Origin of the sequence: Shinella sedimenti (assembly GCF_022601905.1) — a bacterium.
Lineage (GTDB): Bacteria > Pseudomonadota > Alphaproteobacteria > Rhizobiales > Rhizobiaceae > Shinella > Shinella sedimenti.
The window spans coordinates 427,824-452,852 of the sequence record NZ_JAKVIN010000003.1 but is presented as its reverse complement, the minus strand read 5'-3'; the positions used below and the strand labels follow the sequence as shown (position 1 = coordinate 452,852).

Annotated in this window: 24 protein-coding genes and 1 tRNA gene; 9 read left to right on the top strand and 16 right to left on the bottom strand. The window is 63.0% G+C overall.

All coding sequences use genetic code 11. From position 1 onward, the window contains the following. Nucleotides 1-165: 165 nt before the first annotated feature. Entirely contained in the window at nucleotides 166-1,707 is a 1,542-nt protein-coding gene (locus MKI86_RS09585) for a hypothetical protein (protein WP_241600324.1), read from the top strand. Between the two features lie 69 nt (nucleotides 1,708-1,776). Here MKI86_RS09585 and rpsA read toward each other — a convergent pair whose 3' ends face one another. The 3 genes from rpsA to aroA form a co-directional block, all read right to left on the bottom strand. Next, the gene (rpsA, locus tag MKI86_RS09580; RefSeq protein ID WP_241600322.1) at nucleotides 1,777-3,483 is read right to left on the bottom strand and encodes a 30S ribosomal protein S1; all 1,707 of its coding nucleotides are present in this window, start codon (nucleotides 3,481-3,483) and stop codon (nucleotides 1,777-1,779) included. Nucleotides 3,484-3,596: 113 nt separating this feature from the next. Beyond that, nucleotides 3,597-4,229 carry a (d)CMP kinase gene (cmk, locus tag MKI86_RS09575; protein ID WP_241600319.1) on the bottom strand — a complete coding sequence of 211 codons (633 nt, stop codon included), beginning with the start codon at nucleotides 4,227-4,229 and terminating at the stop codon, nucleotides 3,597-3,599. Continuing rightward, entirely contained in the window at nucleotides 4,229-5,596 is a 1,368-nt protein-coding gene (gene aroA, locus MKI86_RS09570) for a 3-phosphoshikimate 1-carboxyvinyltransferase (protein ID WP_241600318.1), read from the bottom strand. The genes cmk and aroA overlap by 1 nt, the downstream gene beginning before the upstream one ends. A 252-nt stretch (nucleotides 5,597-5,848) precedes the next feature. On the opposite strand from aroA, the gene MKI86_RS09565 reads away from it, so the two are divergent. After that, nucleotides 5,849-6,238 (top strand): TIGR02300 family protein, encoded by a 390-nt coding sequence (locus MKI86_RS09565; protein WP_134649645.1) that lies wholly within the window; start codon nucleotides 5,849-5,851, stop codon nucleotides 6,236-6,238. A gap of 144 nt (nucleotides 6,239-6,382) precedes the next feature. Beyond that, a tRNA-Ala gene (locus tag MKI86_RS09560) sits at nucleotides 6,383-6,458 on the top strand. 34 nt (nucleotides 6,459-6,492) lie between these two features. Here the strand turns inward: MKI86_RS09560 and MKI86_RS09555 are convergent. Beyond that, on the bottom strand, nucleotides 6,493-6,762 hold the full coding sequence (locus tag MKI86_RS09555; protein WP_370879935.1) for a DUF2934 domain-containing protein: 270 nt from the start codon (nucleotides 6,760-6,762) through the stop codon (nucleotides 6,493-6,495). 149 nt (nucleotides 6,763-6,911) lie between these two features. Between MKI86_RS09555 and MKI86_RS09550 the strand changes: the two genes are divergently transcribed. Together MKI86_RS09550 and MKI86_RS09545 are read left to right on the top strand one after the other, a co-directional pair. Beyond that, complete coding sequence (locus MKI86_RS09550) at nucleotides 6,912-8,078, top strand: TMEM43 family protein (protein WP_241600315.1); 1,167 nt, start codon at nucleotides 6,912-6,914, stop codon at nucleotides 8,076-8,078. Between the two features lie 24 nt (nucleotides 8,079-8,102). After that, entirely contained in the window at nucleotides 8,103-8,894 is a 792-nt protein-coding gene (locus MKI86_RS09545) for a YdcF family protein (RefSeq protein ID WP_241600313.1), read from the top strand. Nucleotide 8,895: 1 nt separating this feature from the next. Here the strand turns inward: MKI86_RS09545 and MKI86_RS09540 are convergent, their stop codons facing one another. Next, complete coding sequence (locus MKI86_RS09540) at nucleotides 8,896-9,369, bottom strand: hypothetical protein (protein WP_241600311.1); 474 nt, start codon at nucleotides 9,367-9,369, stop codon at nucleotides 8,896-8,898. A gap of 129 nt (nucleotides 9,370-9,498) precedes the next feature. On the opposite strand from MKI86_RS09540, the gene MKI86_RS09535 reads away from it, so the two are divergent. Next, on the top strand, nucleotides 9,499-10,134 hold the full coding sequence (locus MKI86_RS09535; protein ID WP_241600309.1) for a trimeric intracellular cation channel family protein: 636 nt from the start codon (nucleotides 9,499-9,501) through the stop codon (nucleotides 10,132-10,134). 5 nt (nucleotides 10,135-10,139) lie between these two features. On the opposite strand, the gene irrA is transcribed toward MKI86_RS09535, so the two are convergent. Further along, the gene (gene irrA / locus MKI86_RS09530) at nucleotides 10,140-10,559 is read right to left on the bottom strand and encodes an iron response transcriptional regulator IrrA (RefSeq protein ID WP_241600307.1); all 420 of its coding nucleotides are present in this window, start codon (nucleotides 10,557-10,559) and stop codon (nucleotides 10,140-10,142) included. Nucleotides 10,560-10,874: 315 nt separating this feature from the next. Here irrA and fabA point away from each other — a divergent pair, with 315 nt between their 5' ends. The 3 genes from fabA to fabI all read left to right on the top strand — a co-directional run bounded on the left by fabA (nucleotide 10,875) and on the right by fabI (nucleotide 13,501). Continuing rightward, complete coding sequence (gene fabA / locus MKI86_RS09525) at nucleotides 10,875-11,390, top strand: 3-hydroxyacyl-[acyl-carrier-protein] dehydratase FabA (RefSeq protein WP_203317511.1); 516 nt, start codon at nucleotides 10,875-10,877, stop codon at nucleotides 11,388-11,390. Between the two features lie 75 nt (nucleotides 11,391-11,465). Then, nucleotides 11,466-12,689, top strand: a complete 1,224-nt coding sequence (fabB, locus tag MKI86_RS09520) for a beta-ketoacyl-ACP synthase I (RefSeq protein WP_241600305.1) — start codon at nucleotides 11,466-11,468, stop codon at nucleotides 12,687-12,689. Nucleotides 12,690-12,694: 5 nt separating this feature from the next. After that, complete coding sequence (gene fabI / locus MKI86_RS09515; RefSeq protein WP_241600303.1) at nucleotides 12,695-13,501, top strand: enoyl-ACP reductase FabI; 807 nt, start codon at nucleotides 12,695-12,697, stop codon at nucleotides 13,499-13,501. Nucleotides 13,502-13,549: 48 nt separating this feature from the next. Here fabI and MKI86_RS09510 read toward each other — a convergent pair whose 3' ends face one another. From MKI86_RS09510 to MKI86_RS09465, 10 genes are all read right to left on the bottom strand, one after another. Beyond that, nucleotides 13,550-13,777 (bottom strand): hypothetical protein, encoded by a 228-nt coding sequence (locus MKI86_RS09510; RefSeq protein WP_241600301.1) that lies wholly within the window; start codon nucleotides 13,775-13,777, stop codon nucleotides 13,550-13,552. Between the two features lie 113 nt (nucleotides 13,778-13,890). After that, complete coding sequence (locus MKI86_RS09505; protein ID WP_241600299.1) at nucleotides 13,891-14,907, bottom strand: class I SAM-dependent methyltransferase; 1,017 nt, start codon at nucleotides 14,905-14,907, stop codon at nucleotides 13,891-13,893. Nucleotides 14,908-14,997: 90 nt separating this feature from the next. Beyond that, nucleotides 14,998-17,139, bottom strand: coding sequence for a polyribonucleotide nucleotidyltransferase (gene pnp / locus MKI86_RS09500; protein ID WP_241600298.1), 2,142 nt, complete (start codon nucleotides 17,137-17,139; stop codon nucleotides 14,998-15,000). A 339-nt stretch (nucleotides 17,140-17,478) separates the two neighbouring features. Further along, complete coding sequence (gene rpsO / locus MKI86_RS09495) at nucleotides 17,479-17,748, bottom strand: 30S ribosomal protein S15 (protein ID WP_134649621.1); 270 nt, start codon at nucleotides 17,746-17,748, stop codon at nucleotides 17,479-17,481. Nucleotides 17,749-17,889: 141 nt separating this feature from the next. Continuing rightward, on the bottom strand, nucleotides 17,890-18,207 hold the full coding sequence (locus MKI86_RS09490) for an SH3 domain-containing protein (RefSeq protein ID WP_241600296.1): 318 nt from the start codon (nucleotides 18,205-18,207) through the stop codon (nucleotides 17,890-17,892). 37 nt (nucleotides 18,208-18,244) lie between these two features. Beyond that, complete coding sequence (locus tag MKI86_RS09485; protein ID WP_241600294.1) at nucleotides 18,245-19,897, bottom strand: sensor histidine kinase; 1,653 nt, start codon at nucleotides 19,895-19,897, stop codon at nucleotides 18,245-18,247. Nucleotides 19,898-20,114: 217 nt separating this feature from the next. Continuing rightward, nucleotides 20,115-21,047 carry a tRNA pseudouridine(55) synthase TruB gene (gene truB, locus MKI86_RS09480; RefSeq protein ID WP_241600291.1) on the bottom strand — a complete coding sequence of 311 codons (933 nt, stop codon included), beginning with the start codon at nucleotides 21,045-21,047 and terminating at the stop codon, nucleotides 20,115-20,117. Nucleotides 21,048-21,059: 12 nt separating this feature from the next. Next, on the bottom strand, nucleotides 21,060-21,470 hold the full coding sequence (gene rbfA, locus MKI86_RS09475; protein ID WP_241600289.1) for a 30S ribosome-binding factor RbfA: 411 nt from the start codon (nucleotides 21,468-21,470) through the stop codon (nucleotides 21,060-21,062). A gap of 72 nt (nucleotides 21,471-21,542) precedes the next feature. Continuing rightward, a complete protein-coding gene (gene infB / locus MKI86_RS09470) occupies nucleotides 21,543-24,212 on the bottom strand; it encodes a translation initiation factor IF-2 (RefSeq protein ID WP_241600287.1) in 2,670 nt (889 codons plus the stop codon). Nucleotides 24,213-24,316: 104 nt separating this feature from the next. Next, nucleotides 24,317-24,973, bottom strand: coding sequence for an RNA-binding protein (locus MKI86_RS09465; RefSeq protein ID WP_241600285.1), 657 nt, complete (start codon nucleotides 24,971-24,973; stop codon nucleotides 24,317-24,319). Between the last annotated feature and the right edge of the window lie 56 nt (nucleotides 24,974-25,029).

The following is a 25,029-nucleotide window of genomic DNA, read 5'->3' as shown; positions in this document are numbered from 1 at the left end:
TTCAGTGCATTGCCGGTCTACCCGTCGCCTCCCGCATGAATACCCGGTTCGCCGGGTCGAAGCTCATCACCTTGCAGCGTCGCGCATGATGCGCCATCCGACGAACGATGGAACATTCACGACAAGATGCTGCGATGCGCAGAGCATCGGCGAAAGGAGACAGGCATGCTACCGCGCGTGGCACCGATGACCGGCACGGCCCAGTCCTCTCCCGCCCTTCAGGCGGGCGTGTCGTCCGATGCCGTCGCCCGCCCGCAGCCAAGCGCTGCCACTCTTGCCAATCTTCGCGCTGACGTGCTGCTGCGCCTCATCGAGACCATGCTGAAGCACATGCCGCCCGCCGCGGATCCGAATGCCGGGCGCGACCTGCTCGAGACGCTGCTCGCCGCATTGAAGACGGCGCCGGGGCGCGAAGGTGAGAACGGCCGAAAGCTCGCCGATCTCCTCGCCAAGCTGCCACGGGAACTGCGGCCTGCCGTCGAGAAGCTGATCAACACCGTGCTGTCCTCCATGCCGACACGCACTCTGATGGAGATCGTGCGCAATCCGAACGGCCCCGATGCCCAGAAGCTCGCCACGATCATCGCCGCAAACGTGAATACGGCAGCCCTTTCCACGCCGGCCAACGACAGGCAGCCGCGCCCGATGGGCCTTACCGCCCAGCAGCTGGCGGCCGTTGCGCGGCAGGGCACGCCGCAGCTCGCAGATCCTACGGCCGGCGATGTGCGCGCCCTCCAGGCGGCGCTGAAGCGCGTGTTCGACCTCGACACCGGCAAGCCCCGCGCCGTCTCCAGCCAGACAGGCGATGCCGACACGGGCCGCCAGCCGACGACGGCAGCGACCCGCCTGCCTGCCGATCCCGGCAGCGTGCCGAAAGCCGAAAACCGCCCGCCCGTCTCCGCCGGTCGCGCCGCGACCGGACAGCCTGTCGACGCCATCGAGGCAGCCCCTCGCCATATGGGCGATGCCGAGGAAGTCGAGACGACGGCACCCGCCACCCGACGGGGAGATCCGGCCGGACGGGCACAGCTCGCCGTCGGGCAGGTTCTTGCTCGCAGCGTGCTGCAAGCCGTTGCACGCGACATACCATCAGCGCTTCTGATGCAGGCGGTGACGCAGCTCATGGAAACCCTTTCCCCGGAGGAGGCGAACTTCCTGCGGGCATTGCTCGATCGGCCGCTCGATACGGCCGCGGAACAGCGCGCGGCGCTTGCCACCGCAGATTTGCCGGAAGAAGCGGCCGAGGGCGCGGTAAAGACCGGCAAGCCGGGGACCGAGACGGCACAGCAACCGGCTTCCCTACCGCAGTCGGCCGACGATGACGGCAAGCCGCTTCCGCTGCCGCAAAGCCGGGAGGCCGCGCAGGCGGCAATTGCCGAGGCGACACCTGAGAGACTGCTGACCGCATTGCCGCTGCGCGAGGGCGTGCCCGTCGCCTTCGTTCCCTATCTTCCCGCCGAGGACGAGACCGAATGGCGTGACGAGCGCGAGCCCGAACAGGAAGAGGAAGAGGCAGCAGAAGAGAACGGCACGGAGGGCGAAGACCATTCCGGACAGGAGCCGATGGCTGACGCGGAAGGCGAAACCGGCGACGATGAACCGGAAAGCCCCGACATGGCGCGGCGCCGCGAAAAGACCGCGGACATGGTGGGCGTCATCGAACCCGGCCTCGTGTTCTACCAGAAGCTGGGTGAATACTGGACCTGACCGGAGGCCTAAGAAAAAGCCCGCGGAGATTGCTCTCCGCGGGCTCTTCATTTCAAAAGCAAGCGAGGCTTACTCGGCGTTGTTGCGGTTCTTCAGAGCCGCGCCGAGAATGTCGCCGAGCGAAGCGCCCGAGTCGGACGAGCCGAACTGTGCAACGGCTTCCTTCTCTTCAGCGATTTCCAGAGCCTTGATCGAAAGCTGGACCTTGCGATCCTTCTTCGAGAAGCTCAGGACGCGGGCGTCGACGGTCTGGCCGACCGAGAAACGCTCAGGACGCTGTTCGTCACGGTCACGCGAAAGGTCAGCGCGGCGGATGAACGACGTGAGGTCTTCGTGGTTGACGAGCTTCACTTCGATGCCACCGTCGTTGATCGCGATGACTTCAGCCGAGACGACGGCATTCTTGCGCAGGTCGCCGGAAGCAGCGGCGTCGCCGACCGAGTCCTTGCCGAGCTGCTTGATGCCGAGCGAGATACGCTCCTTGTCGACGTCAACATCCAGAACGACTGCCTTGACGACGTCGCCCTTGTTGTACTCCTCGATGACCTGCTCGCCCGGACGGTTCCAGTCGAGGTCGGAGAGGTGCACCATGCCGTCCACGTCGCCTTCGAGGCCGATGAACAGACCGAATTCGGTCTTGTTCTTGACTTCGCCTTCGACTTCCGTGCCAGCCGGATGGCTGTGCGCGAAGGCCTGCCACGGGTTCTCGAGGGTCTGCTTGAGACCGAGCGAGATGCGGCGCTTCGTCGGGTCGACTTCGAGAACGACCACATCGACTTCCTGGCTCGTGGACAGGATCTTGCCGGGGTGAACGTTCTTCTTCGTCCAGGACATTTCGGAGATGTGGATCAGGCCTTCGATGCCCGGCTCCAGCTCGACGAACGCACCGTAGTCGGTGATGTTCGTGACCGTACCGGAAATCTTCTTGCCGGTCGGGTACTTCGTGCCGATGCCATCCCACGGATCCGACTCGAGCTGCTTCATGCCGAGCGAGATGCGGTGGGTTTCCTGGTTGATGCGGATGATCTGAACCTTGACCTGCTGGCCGATGGACAGGATTTCCGACGGATGGTTGACGCGGCGCCAGGCCATGTCTGTGACGTGCAGCAGGCCGTCGATGCCGCCGAGGTCAACGAACGCACCGTAATCGGTGATGTTCTTGACGACGCCGTCAACAACCTGGCCTTCTTCGAGGTTCTGAACGATTTCAGAACGCTGCTCGGCGCGGGACTCTTCGAGAACCGTGCGGCGCGAAACGACGATGTTGCCGCGACGCTTGTCCATCTTGAGGATTTCGAAGGGCTGCGGGTTGTGCATGAGCGGCGTGACGTCGCGGATCGGACGGATGTCGACCTGCGAACGCGGCAGGAAGGCAACGGCGCCATCGAGATCGACGGTAAAGCCACCCTTGACCTGGTTGAAGATGACGCCTTCGACGCGCTCGCCGGCTTCGAACTTGACTTCGAGCTTGGCCCAGCTCTCTTCGCGGCGAGCCTTTTCGCGCGACAGAACAGCTTCACCAAGCGCGTTTTCGATGCGCTCGACATAGACTTCGACTTCGTCGCCGACCTTCAGCGTGCCGTCCTTGGACTTGGCACCGAATTCCTTCAGCGGAACGCGACCTTCAACCTTGAGGCCGACGTCGATGATGGCAACGTCCTTCTCGATCGCGGTAACGATACCCTTGGCAACATAGCCTTCGGCGAGATCGTTGGACGCAAAGGATTCCTGCAGAAGGGCTGCGAAATCTTCGCGCGTGGGGTTTGCTTGAGACATTGAAACTCCTGATGTGCCTGCGAGGCACGGGCGCCGGGGGTTGGTGTTGGTGATGAACGAGGCGCTATCCGCTACCCTTCGGCAGCAAATCCGGCGCGGGGACAGGCTTCGTTCTAGTCTTTAAGGGCAGCGTCGATGATCAACTTTGCCGCAGAAAACGCCGCCTCTATACTCATTTCCGAGGTATCGAGCAAGTGCGCATCGTCAGCGGGCTTGAGCGGGCTGTCCGCGCGGCCCATGTCGCGCTCGTCGCGACGGCGGATATCTTCGAGGATCGTCCCGTAATCGGCCGCCCCGCCGCCCGCCACGATCTCGTCGTAACGGCGCCTGGCGCGCACCTCGGCGGATGCCGTCACATAGAGCTTCACCGGCGCATCAGGGCAGACGACCGTACCGATGTCACGGCCATCGAGCACCGTGCCGGGCTCGCGCGCCGCAAAACCTCGCTGCGCCTCCACCAGCGCCCGGCGCACCGAGGGCATGACCGCAATCTTCGAGGCCGCCTCGCCGATGGCGTGGGCGGAGAGGACCGAGCGGTCGAGCCCCGCGAGATCGAGGCTGCGGGCGACATCCGCCGCGACCGCCTCGTCATCGAGCGGCAGGCCGCGATCGAGCAGCGCCTTCGCCGTCGCGCGATAGGTCAGGCCCGTGTCGAGATGATGAAAGCCATAGACCTCCGCGATACGCCGCGAGAGCGTTCCCTTGCCCGCGGCGGCAGGACCGTCGATGGCGATGGTGAATGTCATCAGGCAGCCTTGATGTCGGAAAGCTCGATCTTCGCGCCAAGCCCGGCCATGAGATCCATGAACTCGGGGAAGCTGGTCGCGATCATCGTCGCGTCGTCGACCGTAACGGGGTGCTCGGAGACCAGGCCCATGACAAGGAAGCTCATGGCGATGCGGTGATCGAGATGCGTTGCGACGGCGGCACCCGCAGCATTGCCAAGACCCTTGCCATCCGGCCGGCCGCGCACGACGAGCGAGGCTTCGCCTTCGTCGCAATCCACGCCATTCAGCTTCAGGCCCTCGGCAACGGCCGACAGGCGGTCGCTTTCCTTGACGCGCAACTCGTCAAGACCGTTCATGACCGTCGTGCCTTCCGCGAAGGATGCCGCAACGGCCAGCACCGGGTACTCGTCGATCATCGAAGGCGCGCGGTCTTCCGGCACCGTGACGCCCTTGAGGCGGGATGCGCGGACGCGCAGGTCCGCCACATCCTCACCGCCGGCAAGGCGCGGGTTCAGGACCTCGATATCGGCGCCCATTTCCTGAAGGGTCAGGATGAGGCCGGTGCGGGTGGGGTTCATCAGCACATTAAGAATGGTGATGTCGGAGCCCGGAACGAGCAGCGCCGCCACCAGCGGGAAGGCCGTGGAGGACGGGTCGCCGGGAACGTCGATGATCTGGCCGGTGAGCTTGCCGCGGCCCTCAAGCCGGATCGTACGTACGCCGTCCGCATCCGTCTCGACCGTCAGGTTAGCGCCGAAGCCCTGCAGCATCTTCTCGGTGTGGTCGCGGGTCATGATCGGCTCGATGACCGTGGTGATTCCGGGCGTGTTGAGGCCGGCGAGCAGCACGGCGGACTTCACCTGGGCGGACGCCATCGGCACACGGTAGGTGATCGGCGTCGGGGTCTTGGGACCGCGCAGCGTGACCGGCAGGCGATCACCCTCGGCGGACGTGACCTGCACGCCCATCTCGCGCAGCGGGTTGAGCACGCGGCCCATCGGGCGCTTGGTGAGCGAGGCATCGCCGATGAAGGTCGAATCGAAGTCGTAGACGCCGACAAGGCCCATGGTCAGGCGGCAGCCGGTGCCGGCATTGCCGAAATCGAGCGGCGCTTCCGGCGCAAGCAGCGCGCCGTTGCCGACGCCATTGATGATCCAGGTATCGCCGTCCTTGCGGATCCTGGCGCCCATGGCCTGCATCGCCTTGCCGGTATTGATGACGTCTTCGCCTTCCAGGAGGCCGGTGATGCGCGTTTCGCCGCTCGCCAGGCCGCCGAACATGAAGGAACGGTGGGAAATCGATTTGTCGCCGGGAATGCGGACGGTGCCGGAAAGGCCGGAGGATTTGCGGGCGGTTGCGGGCCGTGCATGGGCGCCGTGCGACATGGGCGTCTTCCTTATATGGTCGGCTCTCCGCCAGGCACTCCGGGGAGATCGCGCGCTTGCTATCACAAACGATTTAAAGCGTCATCATCCCGCCGAAAAACATTCGCTACGAACGCAGGCTTCGATGCACCATCAGTTTCGCTTTGACAGGATAGCGCAAGACGATTAAGGGGACCGGCTAATCATTTTCCCTTTAACGCGCCGGTCCACCCGGCCCCGCCTGAGACAATCGGCACCTGAGAGGCTTTGACAGTGGCAAAACCGGAACTCGGAACCAAACGCATCGACCCGGAAACGGGCAAGAAGTTCTACGACCTGAACCGCGATCCGATCGTGTCGCCTTATACGGGCAAGTCCTATCCGCTTTCCTTCTTCGAGGAAACCTCCGCGGCCGCCGTGATGGAGAAGGATGAGGAAGAAGACGTCAACGAAGTCGATACCGAGAACACGGAAGTCGAACTGGTTTCGCTCGAGGATGCCGATGAAGATGCATCCGGCGGCGACGACATTCCGGATCTCGGCGATGACGACGTTGAAATCGACGGCGACGACGACGACACGTTCCTGGAACAGGACGAAGACGACGACAACGACGACATGAGCGACCTCATCGGCGTCACCGGCGACGAAGACGAAGCGTAACACTCTGATTTCCGGCCGATTTCAAAAAAATCGGCCGGATATCATTTTTCGGCTTGCCATCCTCCAGCACGGCAAGTAATAAGCCGCACACCGAACGGCAACGCCGCTTCGGTTCCCGGAAACCGGCCTCGCCGGACCCGTTATGGGGCTATAGCTCAGCTGGGAGAGCGCTTGCATGGCATGCAAGAGGTCAGCGGTTCGATCCCGCTTAGCTCCACCAAACCTTCCACAGCACCAATCTCTGTCATTTTTCTTTACGGCTGCTCGCGCATGCCGGGTGTGGCTTCGCGCTGATCTGCGTCTTCCAGATCGGTTTTGACCAGGAAGGTGTCGGAGTGCTGGCGGGCGGCTTCGCGGAGGGCTGCGAGGTTGGGCTCGTCGTCTCCCCCGATCTCGCCATTGCCCTGATCGATTTCGTGCTCGGCCTGATACCAGTGATCATCGGGCTTGCCTTCCGGCGCGCCCGCCTGTTGCCATAGTTCGTAGGCGCGCTTGCGGATGCGGTCTTCTCTCGTGTCTTCCATTGGTCTTCTCCCTTGGTTTCGTAACGCGAGAACGGACCGGCGAGCAGGTTGTTCCGCGCACCCACGGCCGCTTGCGCGATACTGCCGGCAAGAATAAGCAGATCGGTATGTACGTCCCATGACGTAGATCAGTCTTGCTGGGGAACACCATGAGCTTCACGGAAACGACGACCACGTCCTGGTTCTCCAGACTGAAGGGGGCGCTGGTCAGGATCGTGATCGGCCTGATCCTGCTTGTCGCCTGCATCTGGCTGCTCTTCTGGAACGAAGGGCGCTCGGTGAAGACCTACAGGGCGCTCGTGGAAGGGGCCGGGCTTGTCGTCTCCGTCGATAACGGTCGCGTCGATCCAGCCAATGACGGCAGGCTCGTGCATGTGTCGGGGCCTGTGAAGCCTATCGGCATCCCCGAGGATAATGTGCTCGGCATTGCGGCGGACGGTGCGGCCGGGCTCGGACGCGTCGTCGAGATGTACCAGTGGGTCGAGACATCGCGGTCGGAGACCCGCAAGCAACTCGGCGGCGGAGAGGAAACCGTAACTACCTATTCCTACAGCAAGGAATGGAAACGCGACGCAGTCAATTCCAGCAGCTTCCGCCAATCGGGGCACGAAAATCCGCAAAAGCCGATCGACGATGCAAGCTTCTTTGTCCCATCGGCAACGATCGGGACCTTCAGCGTCGATGGCCGGGCCGTCGCGCGGCTGGGCGACGAGCGGCCGATCCCGCTGACCGGATCGGAAGCAAACCGCCTGGGCGAGAAAGCAGCACTCGGCAAGCCGGCCTCCGTTGTCGGCGGCCAGGCGATCTTTTCCTACAATCCGCAGAACCCCGAGATCGGCGACATCCGCATTTCCTTCACGCGTTCTGACATCGACAGCGCAAGCTTCGTCGGCGCGCAACGCGGCGCAGGTCTTGTTCCCTATACAGCCTCGAACGGCCGGGCGCTTTTCCTGAGCGAAGCCGGTCTCGTGGATGCGCCGGCCATGTTCGACGCAGCCCAGAGCGAGAACACCGTCATCACATGGCTGGTGCGCGCCGGCGGGCTCATCGGTCTGTTCATCGGCTTCGTCTTCATTCTGTCGATCCTCGGGGTCATCGCCGATCTCGTGCCGTTCATCGGCTCGCTCGTCCGCTTCGGTACGACCGCGATCGCGCTGATCTTCACACTTCTGATCGGCCCGACTGTCATTGCCATCGCCTGGATCACCTATCGCCCGCTCATCGCCATCGCGGTTCTGGCCGCCGGCATTGCGCTGGCGGCAGGCATCCTTTATCTGCGACGGGGCAAGGCGGCACCCGCCGCCGCACCGGCATGATACCAACAGCGGGGTAAGCGACGCGTGACCTTCTACATTTCGAAGATCTTCTGGCTCGTCGCCCAACCACTTTCACTGGCCTTTTTTCTCATCGTCGCCGGCCTGCTCGCCGGATTGCTGAAGTGGAACCGCATCAGGATGCTTTCGAGCATACTGGCCGCGCTCATCCTGTTCCTTACCCTGTTCACGACGACGGGCGCGGTGCTGCTGCAGACGCTGGAGGACCGTATCCCGCGCGCGGCGCTGCCCGAGGGCGGACCGGCCTGCATCATCACGCTCGGCGGCGGCTTCGAGGCTGACGTCACGACTGCGCGCGGCGGTTACGAGATGAACCAGGCCGGGGATCGCTTCGTGGAAACGCTGCGGCTTGCGCGGGAGTTTCCACAGGCGCGCATCCTGATTTCCGGCGGCGACGGCTCGCTAAGTGGTGATTTTGAAGGCGACGCGGTCATCGGCAGCCGCTTTCTCGCAGCCTTCGGCATTCCCGAAACGCGGCTCATCCGCGAGGGCGGATCACGCGATACATTCGAGAATGCGGACTACACGCAGGCGCTGCTTGCGGAAAACGGACTGGAACGCTGCCTTCTCGTGACCTCGGCCTTCCACATGCCGCGCTCGATCGGGCTCTTCCGCAAGCGCGGCCTCGACATGCTGCCGTGGCCGACCGACTTCCGCACGACGGGCAAGGCCAGTCTCGGCCTCGACCTCACCCAGCCCTCGGTCAACAGCCAGCTGATGACAATGGCTGTTCGCGAATGGATCGGCCTGGCCTTCTATTCCCTGGCTGGCCGCACGAGCGCCTTCCTGCCGGAATAATCTACTTCTTGGAGATCGTCTCGAACCGGGCGTTGCGAACGCGGATCGTCATCGTGCAATACTCGCTGTCATCGCGGCCGCAACTGGCGGCGTTGGCCTTCAGCTCCAGCACCATGTTCCCGAAGCGCTTCTTCATGTCATAGCCGTAGAGATCGGCGACCGCGGCGAGGAAGAAACCGCCCTCGGAAACACGAATGTAGAAGTGGTGCGGGCAACCGACATTGCCGCACAGGCCGCCCGGCACGCCATCGCAATTGACCGCGCCGAGATTGAAGATCGCATCCACCAGACGGTCATTGTTGAAGTCGATATAGTCGGCGAAATCCTCACCGTAGACCGCCGTCTTGCAGCGCTTGGCGACCTCCGACTGCACCGTCGATAGCGCATCCGGAACGATGTTGGCGGCGCCAGCCGGCATCGCCATCGAAACGAGGGCGGCGGAGAGGAGCGCCAGAAAACTCATGCGGATAGCCATCTCTCAAACCTTTCCATGGCACGCGATTCGGTCATTATGGGCCGCTGACGGCGCGCGGCGTGATTCTGCCGGCGCACTCTACTGCGGCAAGGCTGTCGCGAGGCTTGGCCCGCATATGAGGGGAACACCGTGTCGATCCTGGAACTGCTTGACTACACAGGGGTTGCCGTCTTTGCCGCGACCGGCGCGCTTTCGGCCTCGCGCAAGCAGCTCGACATCATCGGCTTCCTGTTTCTCGCCGCCGCCACGGGCATCGGCGGCGGCACGTTCCGCGATGTCATTCTCGGGGCCACGCCCGTCTTCTGGGTGGTGAACCCGACCTATCTGATCGTCTGCGTCTCGGTCGCGCTCATCGTCTTCGTGCTCGCGCACCGCATCGAGTCCCGGTACCGCCTCCTGCTGTGGCTGGATGCGATGGGCGTGTCGGCCTATTGCGTGATGGGGGCGGCCAAGGGTTTCGCGGCAACCGGTTCGCCTACGGTGGCGATCGCCACCGGGGTGCTGACGGCAAGCTTCGGCGGGATCATCCGCGACCTCCTGGCAGGAGAGCCTTCCGTGCTGCTGCGCCCGGAAATCTACGTCACCGCGGCCCTCATCGGTGCAGCGGGCTTCACGGTGGCGACGGTCGCGGGCGCGCCGCTCTGGCTGGCATCGGCCATCGGCATCGGCGCGGCCTTCATCGTGCGCGGCGGCGCACTGAAGTTCGGCTGGCGGTTCCCGGTCTACAAGGCCCGCCCCGGCCGCCATCCCGATGATGTGATGTAAAAATTTCAGCCCTTTCGCGGACGCAGGCGGATAATCACGTCGACATGCGCGATTTCCATGCCTTCCGGCGGCTCGGGCAGGTTGCCGATCTCGATATTGCTTATGGGAATATCGAGGACGTGGTTTTCACCTTCAACGAAAAAGTGATGGTGATCGGAGACATTGGTATCGAAATAGGTCTTCGAGCTTTCCACCGCCAGCACGCGGATCATGCCCGCTTCGGTGAACTGGTGCAGCGTGTTGTAGACGGTGGCCAGCGAGACCGGAACGCCGGCGGTGACGGCTTCCTCGTGCAGTTCCTCCACCGTCAGGTGGCGGTCGCCCTTGGCGAAAAGCAGGTCGGCAAGGGCCACACGCTGGCGCGTCGGGCGCAGGCCGCAATGGCGCAGGCGCTCTTCGATGGGCATCTCATGTGCATGCGTCATGATCGACGTATCCGCTTGTCTGGCCTTGAACTCTAATCCTGAACTTTCGATATAACTTTTGCTGGAGCGGTATTCAATAGGATTGCGTCCGCTTCAAAGCGCGCAACATGCGGAAAAACCGGGCTCCCACCCGCCGTTCTGTACTTTGCACTGGCTGTCATGGCGAGCATCATGTATGCGGACAGCGGAAAGAACGTCTCGCCCAGACAGGGCGCGGCGAGAAGACGAGGAGATTCGGTGCACTTCAATCCGCACCCTGCCTCCACCAAATCTATGCGAACCAAGCGTCGCTCAAGACCGGGGATGAGACATTCGATGACGACCAGGCAATCCAGCTATAACTACGAGGAAATTCTGGCCTGCGGCCGCGGCGAGCTTTTCGGCCCCGGCAACGCGCAGCTTCCTCTGCCGCCTATGCTGATGGTCCACCGCATCACCGATATTTCCGAAACCGGCGGCGCTTTCGACAAGGGCTATATCCGCGCCGAGTACGATGTGAAGCCGGACGACTGGTACTTCCCTTGTCACTTCCAGGGCAACCCGATCATGCCGGGCTGCCTTGGCCTCGACGGCATGTGGCAGCTGACCGGCTTTTTCCTCGGCTGGCTCGGCGAGCCCGGCCGCGGCATGGCACTGTCAACCGGCGAAGTGAAGTTCAAGGGCATGGTTCGTCCCGACACGAAGCTTCTCGAATACGGCATCGACTTCAAGCGCGTGATGCGCGGCCGCCTCGTGCTCGGCACGGCGGACGGCTGGCTGAAGGCCGATGGCGAAACCATCTATCAGGCAAGCGATCTTCGTGTCGGCCTGTCGAAGGACAAGGAAGCTTAAGGGCGGCGCCAGCCACCGGCAGCCTGAGGGCGGCATTCGCCCTCACCATGAGACGTTCTAGAAAAGGTCAGGAAAATGAGACGGGTAGTTGTCACGGGCTTGGGGATTGTATCCTCGATCGGGAACAATGCTGATGAGGTGACGGCATCGCTGCGCGACGCGCGTTCGGGCATCAGCTTCTCGCAGGATTTCGCCGACCATGGCTTCAAGTGCCAGGTCTGGGGTTCGCCGGATATCGACACCACGGAGCTCGTCGATCGCCGTGCCGCCCGCTTCCTGTCCCAGGGCGGCGCGTGGAACCATGTCGCCATGAAGCAGGCGATTGCCGATGCCGGCCTGGAAGAGGCCGACTATGCCGCCAATCCGCGCGCCGGCATCATCATGGGTTCGGGTGGTCCGTCCACCCGCACGCTGATCGAAGCCGCTGAGATCACGCTCAAGAACAACTCGCCCAAGCGCATCGGCCCCTTTGCCGTGCCGAAGGCTATGTCGTCCACGGCATCCGCCACGCTCGCCACCTGGTTCAAGATCCATGGCGTCAACTACTCGATCTCGTCGGCCTGCTCGACCTCAGCGCATTGCATCGGCAATGCCGCCGAGATGATCCAGTGGGGCAAGCAGGACCTCATGTTCGCCGGCGGCCACGAAGATCTCGACTGGACCATGTCGAACCTGTTCGACGCAATGGGCGCCATGTCTTCCAAGTACAACGACACGCCTGCCACGGCATCGCGCGCCTATGACGCGACCCGTGACGGCTTCGTCATCGCCGGCGGTGCTGGCGTTCTGGTTCTCGAGGAACTGGAACATGCCAAGGCGCGCGGCGCGAAGATCTATGCCGAGATCACCGGCTACGGCGCCACGTCCGACGGCTACGACATGGTCGCCCCATCGGGTGAAGGTGCTGTGCGCTGCATGCGCCAGGCACTCGCCACCGTGAAGGGGGATGTCGACTATATCAATACGCACGGCACCTCGACGCCCGTTGGCGATTCCAAGGAGATCGGCGCGATCCGTGAAGTCTTCGGCGACAAGATTCCGCATATCCAGTCGACCAAGTCGCTGACCGGCCACTCGCTCGGCGCCGCCGGCGTGCAGGAATCGATCTACGGCCTCCTTATGATGCAGGCCGGCTTCATCGGCGAAAGCGCGCATATCACCGAGCTCGATCCTGAATTCGACGGCGTTCCGATCGTGCGCAAGCGCATCGACAATGCGAAGATCGATACGGTTCTTTCCAATTCCTTCGGTTTCGGCGGCACGAACGCCACGCTGGTCTTCCAGCGCCACAACGGATGACAGGCATGACGGGGATCATGAACGGCAAGCGCGGCCTCATCATGGGGGTCGCGAACAATCACTCCATCGCATGGGGCATCGCACAGAAGCTCGCCCAACAAGGCGCGGAACTCGCCTTCACATATCAGGGTGAGGCGCTCGGCAAGCGCGTGAAGCCACTGGCCGCCGAGCTGGGCTCTGATTTCGTCATTCCCTGCGATGTCGAGGACATCGCATCGGTCGACTCCACGATCGAGGCCATCAAGGAAAAGTGGGGCAAGCTCGACTTCGTGGTGCACGCCATCGGCTTTTCCGACAAGAACGAGCTAAAGGGCCTCTATGCGAACACCACGCGCGAAAACTTCTCGCGCACGATGGTGATCTCCTGCTTCTCCTTCACCGAAATCGCCAAGCGTGCGGCCGGCCTCATGACGGACGGCGGCTCGATGCTGACGCTGACCTATGGCGGCTCCACCCGCGTCATGCCGAACTACAACGTCATGGGCGTTGCAAAGGCGGCGCTTGAGGCCTCCGTGCGCTATCTCGCCGGCGACTATGGTCCGCAGGGTATTCGCGTCAACGCGATCTCGGCCGGCCCGATCCGTACCCTGGCGGGTGCCGGTATCTCGGACGCGCGCGCCATGCTCTCCTGGCAGCAGAAGAACGCTCCCTTGCGCCGCACCGTCACCATCGAGGATGTCGGCAATTCGGCGCTTTACCTTCTCTCTGACCTATCGAGCGGCGTGACCGGCGAAATCCACTATGTGGATTCCGGCTACAATATCACCTCCATGCCAACGCTGGAGCGACTGGCCAAGGCCGACAGCGAGTAACGGAAACGGCGCGAAGCTTCACACTTCGCGCCGTTTCTCTTTGATCGATCAGAGCACTAAGAGGGCACTTACGAGAAGGATCATCGCGACCAGGATGCCAAGCAGCATCATGCGCACGCGGCTGTTCATTTCGATCGGCTTGCCATCTGCCCCTCGCCTCAAGAAAGCGAGCGGCGATTCGGAAGGCGGCGTATGCCCCTCCCCCTGCTTCACGTCCTTGGCGATGACTTCCGCTACATCTTCCATCATCGGCGGTCTTGTAGGTCCAAAAGCCATTGCGGGTCTCCTGAACGGGTGCGGTTCCATCATGGTGGACCCGTTTCAGGAAAATGGCAATCGGCTGCGGCAATCAGCGCCAGCGGAAGGTGACGCCGGTCAACCCCTGGATCTCAGCGTCGGCCGAAGAGGACCTTGAAGCGGGCGTTGCGGCACACTTCGCCGCTTTCCTTGAAGGCTTCCTTGAGCACCGGCTCGTAGGGCAGGCCGCGATTGGCGACCATCAGCAGGCGGCCGCCGATCTTCAAGGACTTCGCAGCCATTCGGATCATGCCAGCACCAAGCGAGTGGTCTGCGGCATGACCTTCGTGGAAGGGCGGGTTCATGACGATGAGGTCATAGTGATCGCGCGGCGTTTCGGCCGTCAGGTCGAACCAGTAGAAGCGCGCAGGAACGTTCGGGCAGTTCTCCGCCATGTTCTCCTTGGCCGCTTCCAGCGCCTCGTAATGCGCCTCGAAAAGGTCGACGCCCTTCGCCTGCGGCGCGCGATCGGCGAGCATGACGGAGAGGTAACCCCAGCCGGCGCCGAAATCGGCGGCATGGCCGTTGAAGTCTTCGGGAATGCGGCTGGCGAGCAGCTCGGAACCGTCGTCGATGCGGTCATGCGAAAACATGCCGGGAGCCGCAGTGAAGCGGCCGTCGACGCGCACCGGCTTGGCCGCCAGCTTGGCGATGGCCTCCGCCGGATCTTCCGGACGGGCAAACCAGATGGCGAGGCCATGGTACTTCGGCATGGAATCGCCGGTCAGGCCGAGCTGGTCGAGACGCTTGCGCATGGACTGCACGCCGTCTTCCTTGCTGCCCGCCACCACGATCAGGCCGCCCGTGCGAACGCGCCGAAGGGCTTCTGCAATGCGGTTCTCGTTTTCATCCTTGTGCTTGTTCATGAGGATGAGCGCGCCGTCGAAATCCTCACCATCGATGATCGCCTTCACCGGCTGACGCACGGCCTCAAGGCCGCGATAGAGCGAGCGCAGCGGCTGCACGGCGTCCAGCGTCGCGGAGAAGCCTTCCGGCGGGCGCTGGCCGGCTTCCGCGCCGAGGAAGAGGTAGCGTTCGCCCTCGCCGGGCATGCCAAGCGTGCCGGAGGCAAAGGGATGGAACAGGGTCTTCAGGGCATCGCGGGTCATGGTCGGCTCACAGGGTGGGGTTTCAGACGTTCAAAAGAAAGGGCGCGGAACATGCCGCTCCGCGCCCCTTCCAAAAGGTAGAGGGTCCGATTACTCGGCGGCTTCGCCGTCGGCCTTCTTCTCGGCAACGATTTCCTTGCCGGTGGCCTGATCGACGACCTTCATCGACAGGCGAACCTTGCCGCGCTCGTCGAAGCCCATCAGCTTGACCCAGACCTTGTCGCCTTCCTTGACGACGTCGGAGGTCTTGGCGACACGCTCGGAAGCGAGCTGCGAGATGTGCACGAGGCCATCGCGCGGGCCAAAGAAGTTGACGAAGGCGCCGAAGTCGGCGGTCTTGACGACCGTGCCTTCGTAGATCATGCCGACTTCCGGCTCAGCAACGATCGAGTGGATCCACTTGCGGGCCGCTTCGATCTCCTTGCCGGAGGACGATGCGATCTTGATCGTGCCGTCGTCTTCGATGTTGATCTTGGCGCCGGTCTTTTCGACGATTTCGCGGATGACCTTGCCGCCCGTGCCGATGACTTCACGGATCTTGTCGACCGGGATGTTCATGACTTCGATGCGCGGTGCGAATTCGCCGAGCTGCGAGCGACCTTCGGAGATGGCATTGGCCATTTCGCCGAGGATGTGCTTGCGGCCGCCCTGGGCCTGGCTGAGCGCGACCTTCATGATCTCTTCGGTGATACCGGCGATCTTGATGTCCATCTGCAGCGAGGTGATGCCGTCGGCGGTGCCGGCGACCTTGAAGTCCATGTCGCCGAGGTGGTCTTCGTCGCCGAGAATGTCGGAGAGAACTGCGAAACGGTCACCTTCGAGGATCAGGCCCATGGCAATACCGGCAACGGGCTTGGCCAGCGGAACACCGGCGTCCATGAGAGCGAGCGAGGTACCGCAGACGGTGGCCATCGAGGACGAGCCGTTCGACTCGGTGATCTCGGAAACGACGCGCAGCGTGTAGGGGAACTGTTCCGCCGTCGGCAGCATCGGGCGGATAGCGCGCCATGCGAGCTTGCCGTGGCCGATTTCGCGGCGGCCCGGGGAGCCCATGCGGCCCGTTTCACCGACCGAGTAGGGCGGGAAGTTGTAATGCAGCAGGAAGCGTTCCTTGTACATGCCGGTCAGGCTGTCGACATACTGCTCGTCTTCGCCGGTGCCGAGCGTGGCAACGACCACGGCCTGCGTTTCACCGCGGGTGAAGAGAGCCGAGCCGTGCGTGCGCGGCAGGATGCCGACTTCCGAGACGATGGCGCGAACGGTTTCGAGATCGCGGCCGTCGATACGGCTCTTGGTGTCGAGGATGTTCCAGCGAACGATCTTCGCCTGAAGGTGCTTGAAGACGGAGCCGATGACTTCGGCGGAGTACTTCGGCTCGACGCCCTCGGGCAGGAAATGTGCCTTCACCTTGGCCTTGACGGCGTCGACGGCGGCGTAACGGTCAGCCTTCTGCGTGATCTTGTAGGCGGCGCGCAGTTCGGTTTCCGCGATGCCGAGCATTTCGGCTTCGAGCTCAGAATAGTCTTCCGGCTGGAAGTCGCGCGGTTCCTTGGCAGCCACTTCGGCGAGCTTGATGATCGCGTCGATGACCGGCTGGAAGCCCTTGTGGCCGAACATGACGGCGCCGAGCATGACGTCTTCGTTCAGTTCCTTGGCTTCGGATTCCACCATCAGGACGGCGTCCTGCGTGCCGGCGACGACGAGATCGAGAACAGACTCGTCCATCTCGTCGAGATGCGGGTTCAGGACGTATTCGCCGTTGATGTAGCCGACGCGCGCTGCACCGACCGGGCCCATGAAGGGAACGCCGGAGATTGTGAGCGCTGCGGAAGCGGCAACCATCGACAGAACGTCGGGATCGTTTTCGAGGTCATGCTGGACGACGGTGACGACGACCTGCGTGTCGTTCTTGTAGCCTTCCGGGAAGAGCGGGCGGATCGGACGGTCGATCAGGCGGGAAACCAGCGTTTCCTTTTCCGAAGGACGGCCTTCGCGCTTGAAGTAGCCACCCGGGATCTTGCCGGCGGCGTAAGTCTTTTCCTGGTAATTGACGGTGAGCGGGAAGAAATCCTGGCCCGGCTTCGGCGCCTTGGCCGAAACGACGGTGGCGAGAACGACGGTCTCGCCGTAGGTGGCAAGAACCGCACCGTCAGCCTGGCGGGCGATCTTGCCGGTTTCCAGCTTGAGCGGACGGCCCGCCCATTCGATTTCAACCGTATGGGTATCGAACATGTCTTGTCCTTCGTAAGGCGGATACGCGCACCGCCGCCCGAAAAGGCGCAGGTGGTCTATCCGCTTCATGACGCATCATGGGCAAGACAACGGGAGGCTTCTTTTCTTGCTGTTGCGATTCCGGACGGAAGACCGTTCTGGAATTGCTCCTCAGGGAAGCATCCTGCAATCCTGCCCCATGACAGGTCATCGGTTGGTTCCGCAGGTCCGGCCCATCCGGCCTGCTGGATAATTCCATTTCGCGAGGCGGCCTCAACCGGCACTGGCGAAACGGTACGGCGGAATTTTCGTCCGCGAAAGAGTGCGGCGGGCGCTCGTGAGAACGCCCGCCGAAATTGCTTAGCGGCGAATGCCCAGAGCAGCAATCAGCTTGCTGTAACGGGATTCGTCCTTCTTCTTGAGGTAGTCAAGAAGCGAGCGGCGGCTGGACACCATCGTCAGAAGGCCACGACGGGAGTGGTTGTCCTTCTTGTGACCCTTGAAGTGTTCCGTCAGGTTGTTGATGCGCTCGGTCAGGATCGCAACCTGGACTTCCGGCGAACCGGTGTCGCCTTCGACCGTTGCGTATTCCTTGATCAGCGCAGCCTTGCGCTCAGCAGTGATCGACATCGTATGTCCTTTCATGAATGGAGAACCAGAAGTCGCCAAAAGCCGGGATGTCGTCCAGCGATGGCCGTGAAGGCAAGGGGCAAGAGCCCACATTGCTGGCGGTGCCTATAAACCATTCGCTTGTGAAAGGGAAGGCCCGTTCTACCGCTGCGTCGCCGGCAGGCCGGGCGCAGCCTTCACCGCATCGCTCGTTGCCGGGCAAACAACATAGGCTGCAAAGATCCATCCGAGCTGCCGGCCCCGCACTGAAACCAGCAACCAGTGTTTCGTACCGAGCCTGCGCTCGCCCAGAACGGCAACGCCGGTGCCGTTTTGAAGCGTCGTGAGAACCTGACCGTTCGGCTCGGCGCGCACGTTGAGCGGCGTGCCCGTGGGATCATCGACCAAGCACTCTCCGGCAAGCGCCGGCGAGACGATAAAGAGGCCGGCAAGAGCCGCCGCACGCAAAAGAAACCTCATGGCATAGCCCCAAGCATGAGAAGGAGCCCCACTTCTATCATGAATTGTGGCGCGCGTTATGTGCTTCTTCATCGCGCAGCCGCAGGAGCGGGATGGTGACGCGCCATTCTATGCCGTCATCATGCACGATGAAGTCCAGCTTGGCATCGAGCGCCATGCCGAGCATGCGTTCCAGCACAACGCTGCCGAAGCCCTTTCGGCTGCCGGCGATGGCCTCGCGGTCGATCGACGCCTTGCTTTCGCGCCACACGAGATTGAGATCCTCGCCCTTCGCCACCCAACTCAGCGAGACGATACCCTTCTCGTTTGCGAGCGCCCCGTATTTCGTCGCATTGGTGGAAAGCTCGTGCAGCGCCATTCCCAGCGTCTGCGAGGCCTGCGGATCGAGCAGAACGGCTGGGCCTTTGATGAGAACGCGCGACGCATCGTCGGGCGTGAACGGCTTCAACTGGTTTTTCGCAAGCTCCATCAGGTTGATGCCGTCAGATGCATTGGCGATCATCAGATCGGTCGAGCGTGCGAGGCCCGCCACGCGCTTGCGGAAGGTTTCGGCGAAATCGGCGGCGTTCTCGGCACCGGCCGCCGACTGGTTCAGCATGGCCTGGATGACGGTAAGCTGGTTCTTGGAGCGGTGCGCGACCTCCCGCATGAGGAAACGCACCTCGTTTTCGGACTTCACCCGTGCGTCCGCCGCCTCGGCGAGCGCGCGCGAGACCGTCTCAAGCTCGGTTATCGCATAGGGCCTTGGAGCGACGCGCTCGCCATGGCCAAGCCTGCGGGCATCATGCGCAAGCAGCCGCACGTCGCGCGACAGCACCCGCGCGATACCGACGGCGCCGATCGCGGCCAGAAGCGCAAAGACCACGCCGCCGATGACCAGCCAGCGGAACGAGGAAACAGCCGGCGCCTGCACGTCGGAGGACTTCGCCCAGGCGATCATCCGCCATCCCGCCAGCGACGAGAACTCGGTAACGACCTGATAATTCGTGCCGTCCTGCCGCATCGTGCTGACACCGAGGCGCAGCGACGGCACCACGCGCAGGAAAAATTCCGTGCCGGTCTTCTGTTTATCGTCGGTCGACGCGATCACCCTGCCCGTGCTGTCGATTACCGCGGCATTCCAGCCAGGCGACAGAACATCCGGGTTGACTGCACGGCGTAACGCATCTGCGTTCTTCGTCAGTGTCAGGAGCACCTGCCGGCCGTTTGAAAGCTGCATGGGCTGATAGACGTTGAATACCCACTGCTGCGCCGTCCTGCCGAAGAAGATATCCGAGACCATGCGTTCGCCACGTTGCAGCGCAAGGCCCGCCGAAGTCGGGTCGGACGCCGTGCCGAGGGCCGTGCCATATGGCACGCGCGTATTGAGCAGTTGCCTCATCGACGGATCGATGACCAGAAAATAGATATCCGTGCCTTCGAGCGTCTTGGTGGCCTGCGCATGCAGCGCGGCAAAGTCGCCCTGCACCAGGCTTTCCGATGTGGACAGGAAGTTCAGCGTGGAGAACATGCCGGAGATTTCGCGCTCGACGGCGCGGTTCACGGCACTCGTGGAGGTGCGCAGCAGCGATTCGAAAATCCGCTCCTGCGCTTCGTTGGTGCGCTTCAGCACCACAATGGAAAACAGGAAGGCAGGCACGATCAGGACGAGGATCATGCACACGAGATAGAAGACGACCGGATAGTGCATGCGCCTGCGTTCGACGGCAGGTTTTGCCTCCGCGTCTCCGGCAGAGACTGATCTGTCAGTCGGCGCAATCGTCAACGGCCAGCCCTTTTCACCCTTCCCTCAGAAGCGATGGCGGCGGAAAAACCGCCACCCCGCCCCGGAGTGAACCTTGCAGGCCCATAAAGCCCATTGCTTGTGGTGAAATCAAGTCGGGGGCGGTTGGTTCCGCCCCCGATCATCAACCTTGGAAGACTCGCTTCGGGCGGAACTCGCCGCCGCCGATCTCTCCGATAGCGACGAGCTTGCCGCGCGCCGTCGCATAGGCCTCGTCCGCTGAAACCGGCGCATCACGACCGCGAAGGATGATGGGATTGCCCATGCGCAGGCGATGGGCCTGGTCATCGTTTATGACGATCTGCGGCAGGCTGGAGAGCGCCTCGCCCGTATCGATCAGGAACGCATCCAGTGCCGCGAGGCGTTCGGCCTCGTCCTCGATCTTTTCCAGTGCGACCAGATCGGCGAGCGGAACCATGTCGTCCTCGCCGAAGGGCGCGACGAAAGTGCGGCGCAGCGCCGAGATATGACCGTAACAGCCGAGCTGACGGCCGAAGTCGCGGGCGAGCGCACGGACATAGGTTCCCTTGCCGCACTCTACTTCGAAGCGGGCGGTATCCTCGTCCGAAGCGATCAGCGTCAGGCGGTGGATTTCCACCTCGCGTGACGGGATTTCCACTGTCTCGCCTTCACGCGCGAGGTCATAGGCACGCTCGCCGTCAATCTTGATGGCGGAAAACTGCGGCGGGATCTGCTGGATGGTGCCGGTGTACTCCCCGAGGATCGCCTTGATCTCTTCGGCTGTGGGACGCTTGTCGGAACTCTGCGTCACCTCGCCTTCGAGGTCATCCGTCGTCCGCTCTTCACCCCAGGTCACCGTGAATTCGTAGATCTTGCGGCCATCCATGACATAGGGAACGGTCTTGGTGGCATCGCCAAGCGCGATCGGCAGCATGCCGGAGGCGAGCGGATCTAGCGTGCCGGCGTGACCGGCCTTCTGGGCCTTGAGAAGCCACTTGATCTTCGCGACGGCTTCGGTCGAGCCGAAATCGAAAGGCTTGTCGAGAATAAGCCAGCCGGAAACCGGCCGGCCCTTGGGTTTGCGGGGCTTGGACATTTTTATCCTGGGTTACTTGTCGTCGTCGCCGCTATCGGCGGAAAGGTCGCGCGCCACTTCGGGCGAGCGCAGGAGCTCATCGATCTTCTTGTAATTGTCGAAGCTCGTATCGTCGCGGAAGCGGACGTCAGGCATATATTTCATCTGGCGCAGCTGCGGACCGAGACGGCCACGAATGAACTTCGCATTACGGTTGAGCGCTTCGATGACCGTGTCGTGATCCTTGACGCCCAGCGGCGTGACATAGGCCGTCGCATGTTTCAGGTCCGGCGACATGCGGACTTCGGAAATAGAGATCACAGTCTTTTCGAGCAGTGGATCGCGCACTTCGCCGCGCTGGAGAACCTGGGTCAGGGCCGCGCGCACCTGCTCGCCGACGCGCAGCATGCGTTGCGACGGTGCGGAGGTAGTTGCTCTTGCCATGGTCGTTACCTTCAAAAAAATACGAGCGCCGAAATGGTCCGGCGCTCGCAAGATATTGGGATCGCCGGACGCTTACAGCGTGCGGGTGATGTGCTCCACGCGGAAGCACTCGATCGTGTCGCCCGCGCGGATGTCCTCGTAGTTCTCGAAGGCCATACCGCATTCCTGGCCCATCGGCACTTCGGCGACTTCGTCCTTGAAGCGCTTGAGGGTCTTGAGCTTGCCTTCGTGGATGACGACGTTGTCGCGCACGAGACGGACGCCCGCGCCGCGCTCGACCTTGCCTTCGATGACGCGGCAACCGGCGACCTTGCCGACCTTCGTGATGTTGAACACCTCGAGGATTTCGGCATTGCCGAGGAAGGTTTCGCGGCGCTCCGGCGAGAGCAGGCCCGACATGGCCGCCTTAACATCATCCACCAGATCGTAAATGATGTTGTAGTAGCGGATTTCGAGACCGGCGCGCTCGGCGGCGGTACGAGCCTGTGCGTTGGCGCGAACGTTGAAGCCGATGATGGCTGCGTTCGAGGCTTCGGCAAGCGAGATATCGGACTCCGTGATACCACCGGCACCGGAATGAACGATGCGGGCGCGGACTTCGTCGGTACCGAGCTTGTCGAGCGCGCCTGCAATGGCTTCGATCGAGCCCTGCACGTCGCCCTTGATGAGCAGCGGGAACTCCTTGAGGCCGGTGTTCTGCAGCTGGCTCATCATCTGCTCGAGCGAGCCGCGCGAACCGGCCTGGCGTGCTACCTGCTTTTCGCGGGCGAGGCGCTGACGGTATTCCGAGATCTCGCGGGCACGGCTTTCGTTCTCGACGACGGCGAACTTGTCGCCGGCAGCCGGCGTGCCGGAAAGACCGAGGACTTCCACCGGCATGGACGGACCGGCTTCCTTGACGTGCTCACCCTTGTCGTTGACGAGCGCACGCACGCGGCCCCACTGATCGCCTGCAACCAGAATCTGGCCGGGCTTCAGGGTACCGGTCTGCACCAGCACGGTGGCAACGGCACCGCGGCCACGGTCGAGCTGCGCTTCGACGACGACACCTTCTGCGGTGCGGTTCGGGTTTGCCTTCAGGTCGAGGATTTCGGCCTGCAGCAGGACGGCTTCGAGCAGCTTGTCGAGGTTGAGGCGGTTCTTGGCCGACACTTCCACATCGAGCGTTTCACCGCCCATGGATTCGACGAAGACTTCGTGCTGGAGGAGCTGATTGCGCACCTTCTGCGGGTCGGCTTCGTGCTTGTCGATCTTGTTGATCGCCACGATGATCGGCACGCCGGCCGCCTTGGCGTGGTTGATGGACTCGATCGTCTGCGGCATCACGCTGTCGTCGGCAGCGACCACGAGGATCGCGATATCCGTCGCCTGCGCACCACGGGCACGCATGGCGGTGAACGCGGCGTGGCCGGGGGTGTCGATGAAGGTGATCTTGTGACCGTTGTGCTCGACCTGATAGGCGCCGATATGCTGCGTGATGCCTCCAGCTTCGCCGGCGACCGTGTTGGCCTGGCGAATGGCATCGAGCAGCGAGGTCTTGCCGTGGTCGACGTGGCCCATGATGGTCACGATCGGCGGGCGGGTTTCCATATCGCCGGCATCGTCGGTGACGTTGAAGATGCCTTCTTCAACGTCTGATTCCGAAACGCGCTTGACGGTGTGGCCGAATTCGCCCGCGATGATTTCGGCCAGGTCGGCGTCGATCAGATCGCCGGGCTTCATCATCTGGCCTTCCTTCATCAGGTACTTGATGACGTCGACGGCGCGTTCGGACATGCGCTGCGACAGTTCCTGAATGGTGATGGTTTCCGGCAGAATGACCTCGCGCATGACCTTCTCGCGGGTTTCCTGCATCTGGCTGCGCTTGAACTTCTCCTGACGGCGACGCATCGCCGACAGCGAGCGGCCGCGCTGCGAACCGTCCTCGTCCGTCGAGGCGGTGGTCAGGGTCAGCTTGCCCTGGCGGCGGCCATCGTCGGTCTTCGGACGGGCCGGAGCCTTGGCCGGCTCGGGACGCTTGACGGCGCCACGGTTGGCGGGAACGCCGCCACGCGGACGCTTGTCGTCATCTTCTTCGGCATCGCGCCGGCCACGGCCGGGAACGGCCGCAGGTGCAGCAACGGGCGTGCGGCCCGGCTGCGGACGTGTGTCAACGCCGGCAGGAGCGGCAGCGGCGCGTGAGACCGGCTGAGGTTCGACAGCTTGCGGTGCAGGCGCGGGTGCAGCGGCCTCGGTGGCGCGGCGCTCGGCCTCTTCCTTCTCGCGCTGGATGCGAGCTTCTTCCTCAGCCTTGCGGCGGGCTTCTTCCTCGACCTTGCGGCGAGCCTCATCCTCGGCGCGCTGGCGCGCTTCGGCGGCATCGCGGATCTGGGCTTCGGCAAGTGCGCGGCGGCGGGCTTCGACCTCATCGGGCGAAAGCTGGTTCAGCACGACGCCAACGCGCGGCCGGCTCTGCTCGGCCGAACGCGAAGGCTGCTGATGGACCGGCCGCGTCTGCTGCGGCGCGGGGCGCGTCTGCTGCGGCTCGGGCTGGCGCTGCACAGGCGTGACAGGCGCCGACGCCTGGCGGTCTTCGCCCGGGCGGCTGAAATGGCGCTTGGTGCGGGTCTCGACCACGACGGCCTTTGTGCGGCCACGACCCATGTCCTGGCGCACGGTTCCCTGCTGAACCCCCGAGGGCTTCAGGCTCAGGGTCTTCTTGCCAGCCACACTGATCGTCTTGTCGTCTTCGTTGTCGGTCATTCCGTTCCGTTCCTAAGATCAGGGCCGGATGCGTATCACCAGACCCCGTCGTTCAATTGTGTTCACCCAATGCGAATTCGGCCGGCCGGATGCCGGTAACCGCGTCATTGGTTTGTCTGGCCAGCGCCACCTTTTGCCATCATCAGGCTGTCGCCCCGATATTTTTCGAGCATGATTGCGCGCTTCACTACACCCTCACCCGCCTGCCCTGCAAGCGCTGCGGCATGGATAAACGCATTCTGGCCCAAAACCCCCTCCAATTCGCTCTCTGAGAAGAGCTTGAAGGAGGGAATTTCCGTTTCATCATCGGTGAGGAAGCTTGCCGCCTTCCTCGCCTGGTCAATCTTTCGCACCCCGTCCGCCGCCGCATCCGTGGCATGGAAGACGGCTAAAGCCGCCAAAGCCCGAACCGCCTGATCGACCTTGGACGAGCCCGTGATGAACTGGCCGGCCTTGCGCGCCATGTTCATCATGCCGCCGAGTTGGGCCGCAATCAGCCTGTCCACCTCGGCGCCGAGTTCCGGTGCTGCCTTCGCCTCCGCCTTCAGCGCACGCCCGAAAAGCTTTCTGGCGACCGCCTTGTCGACGATCGCCCGTTCCGCCTTTACCCAGCATCCGCGTCCGGGAAGTTGACGCTTGAGATCCGGGACGACGCTGCCGTCCGGACCCAGGACAAAGCGGATCAGATCATCCGCCTCGCCCTTTTCGCGCGTCACGATGCACATGCGGTCGTTCACGCCGTCCTCGTCTTTCCTGCCCATATAGGTTTCCGCTCTTGTCAACGCAAACCGCTATGCAAAATCAGCGGGCGGCATGC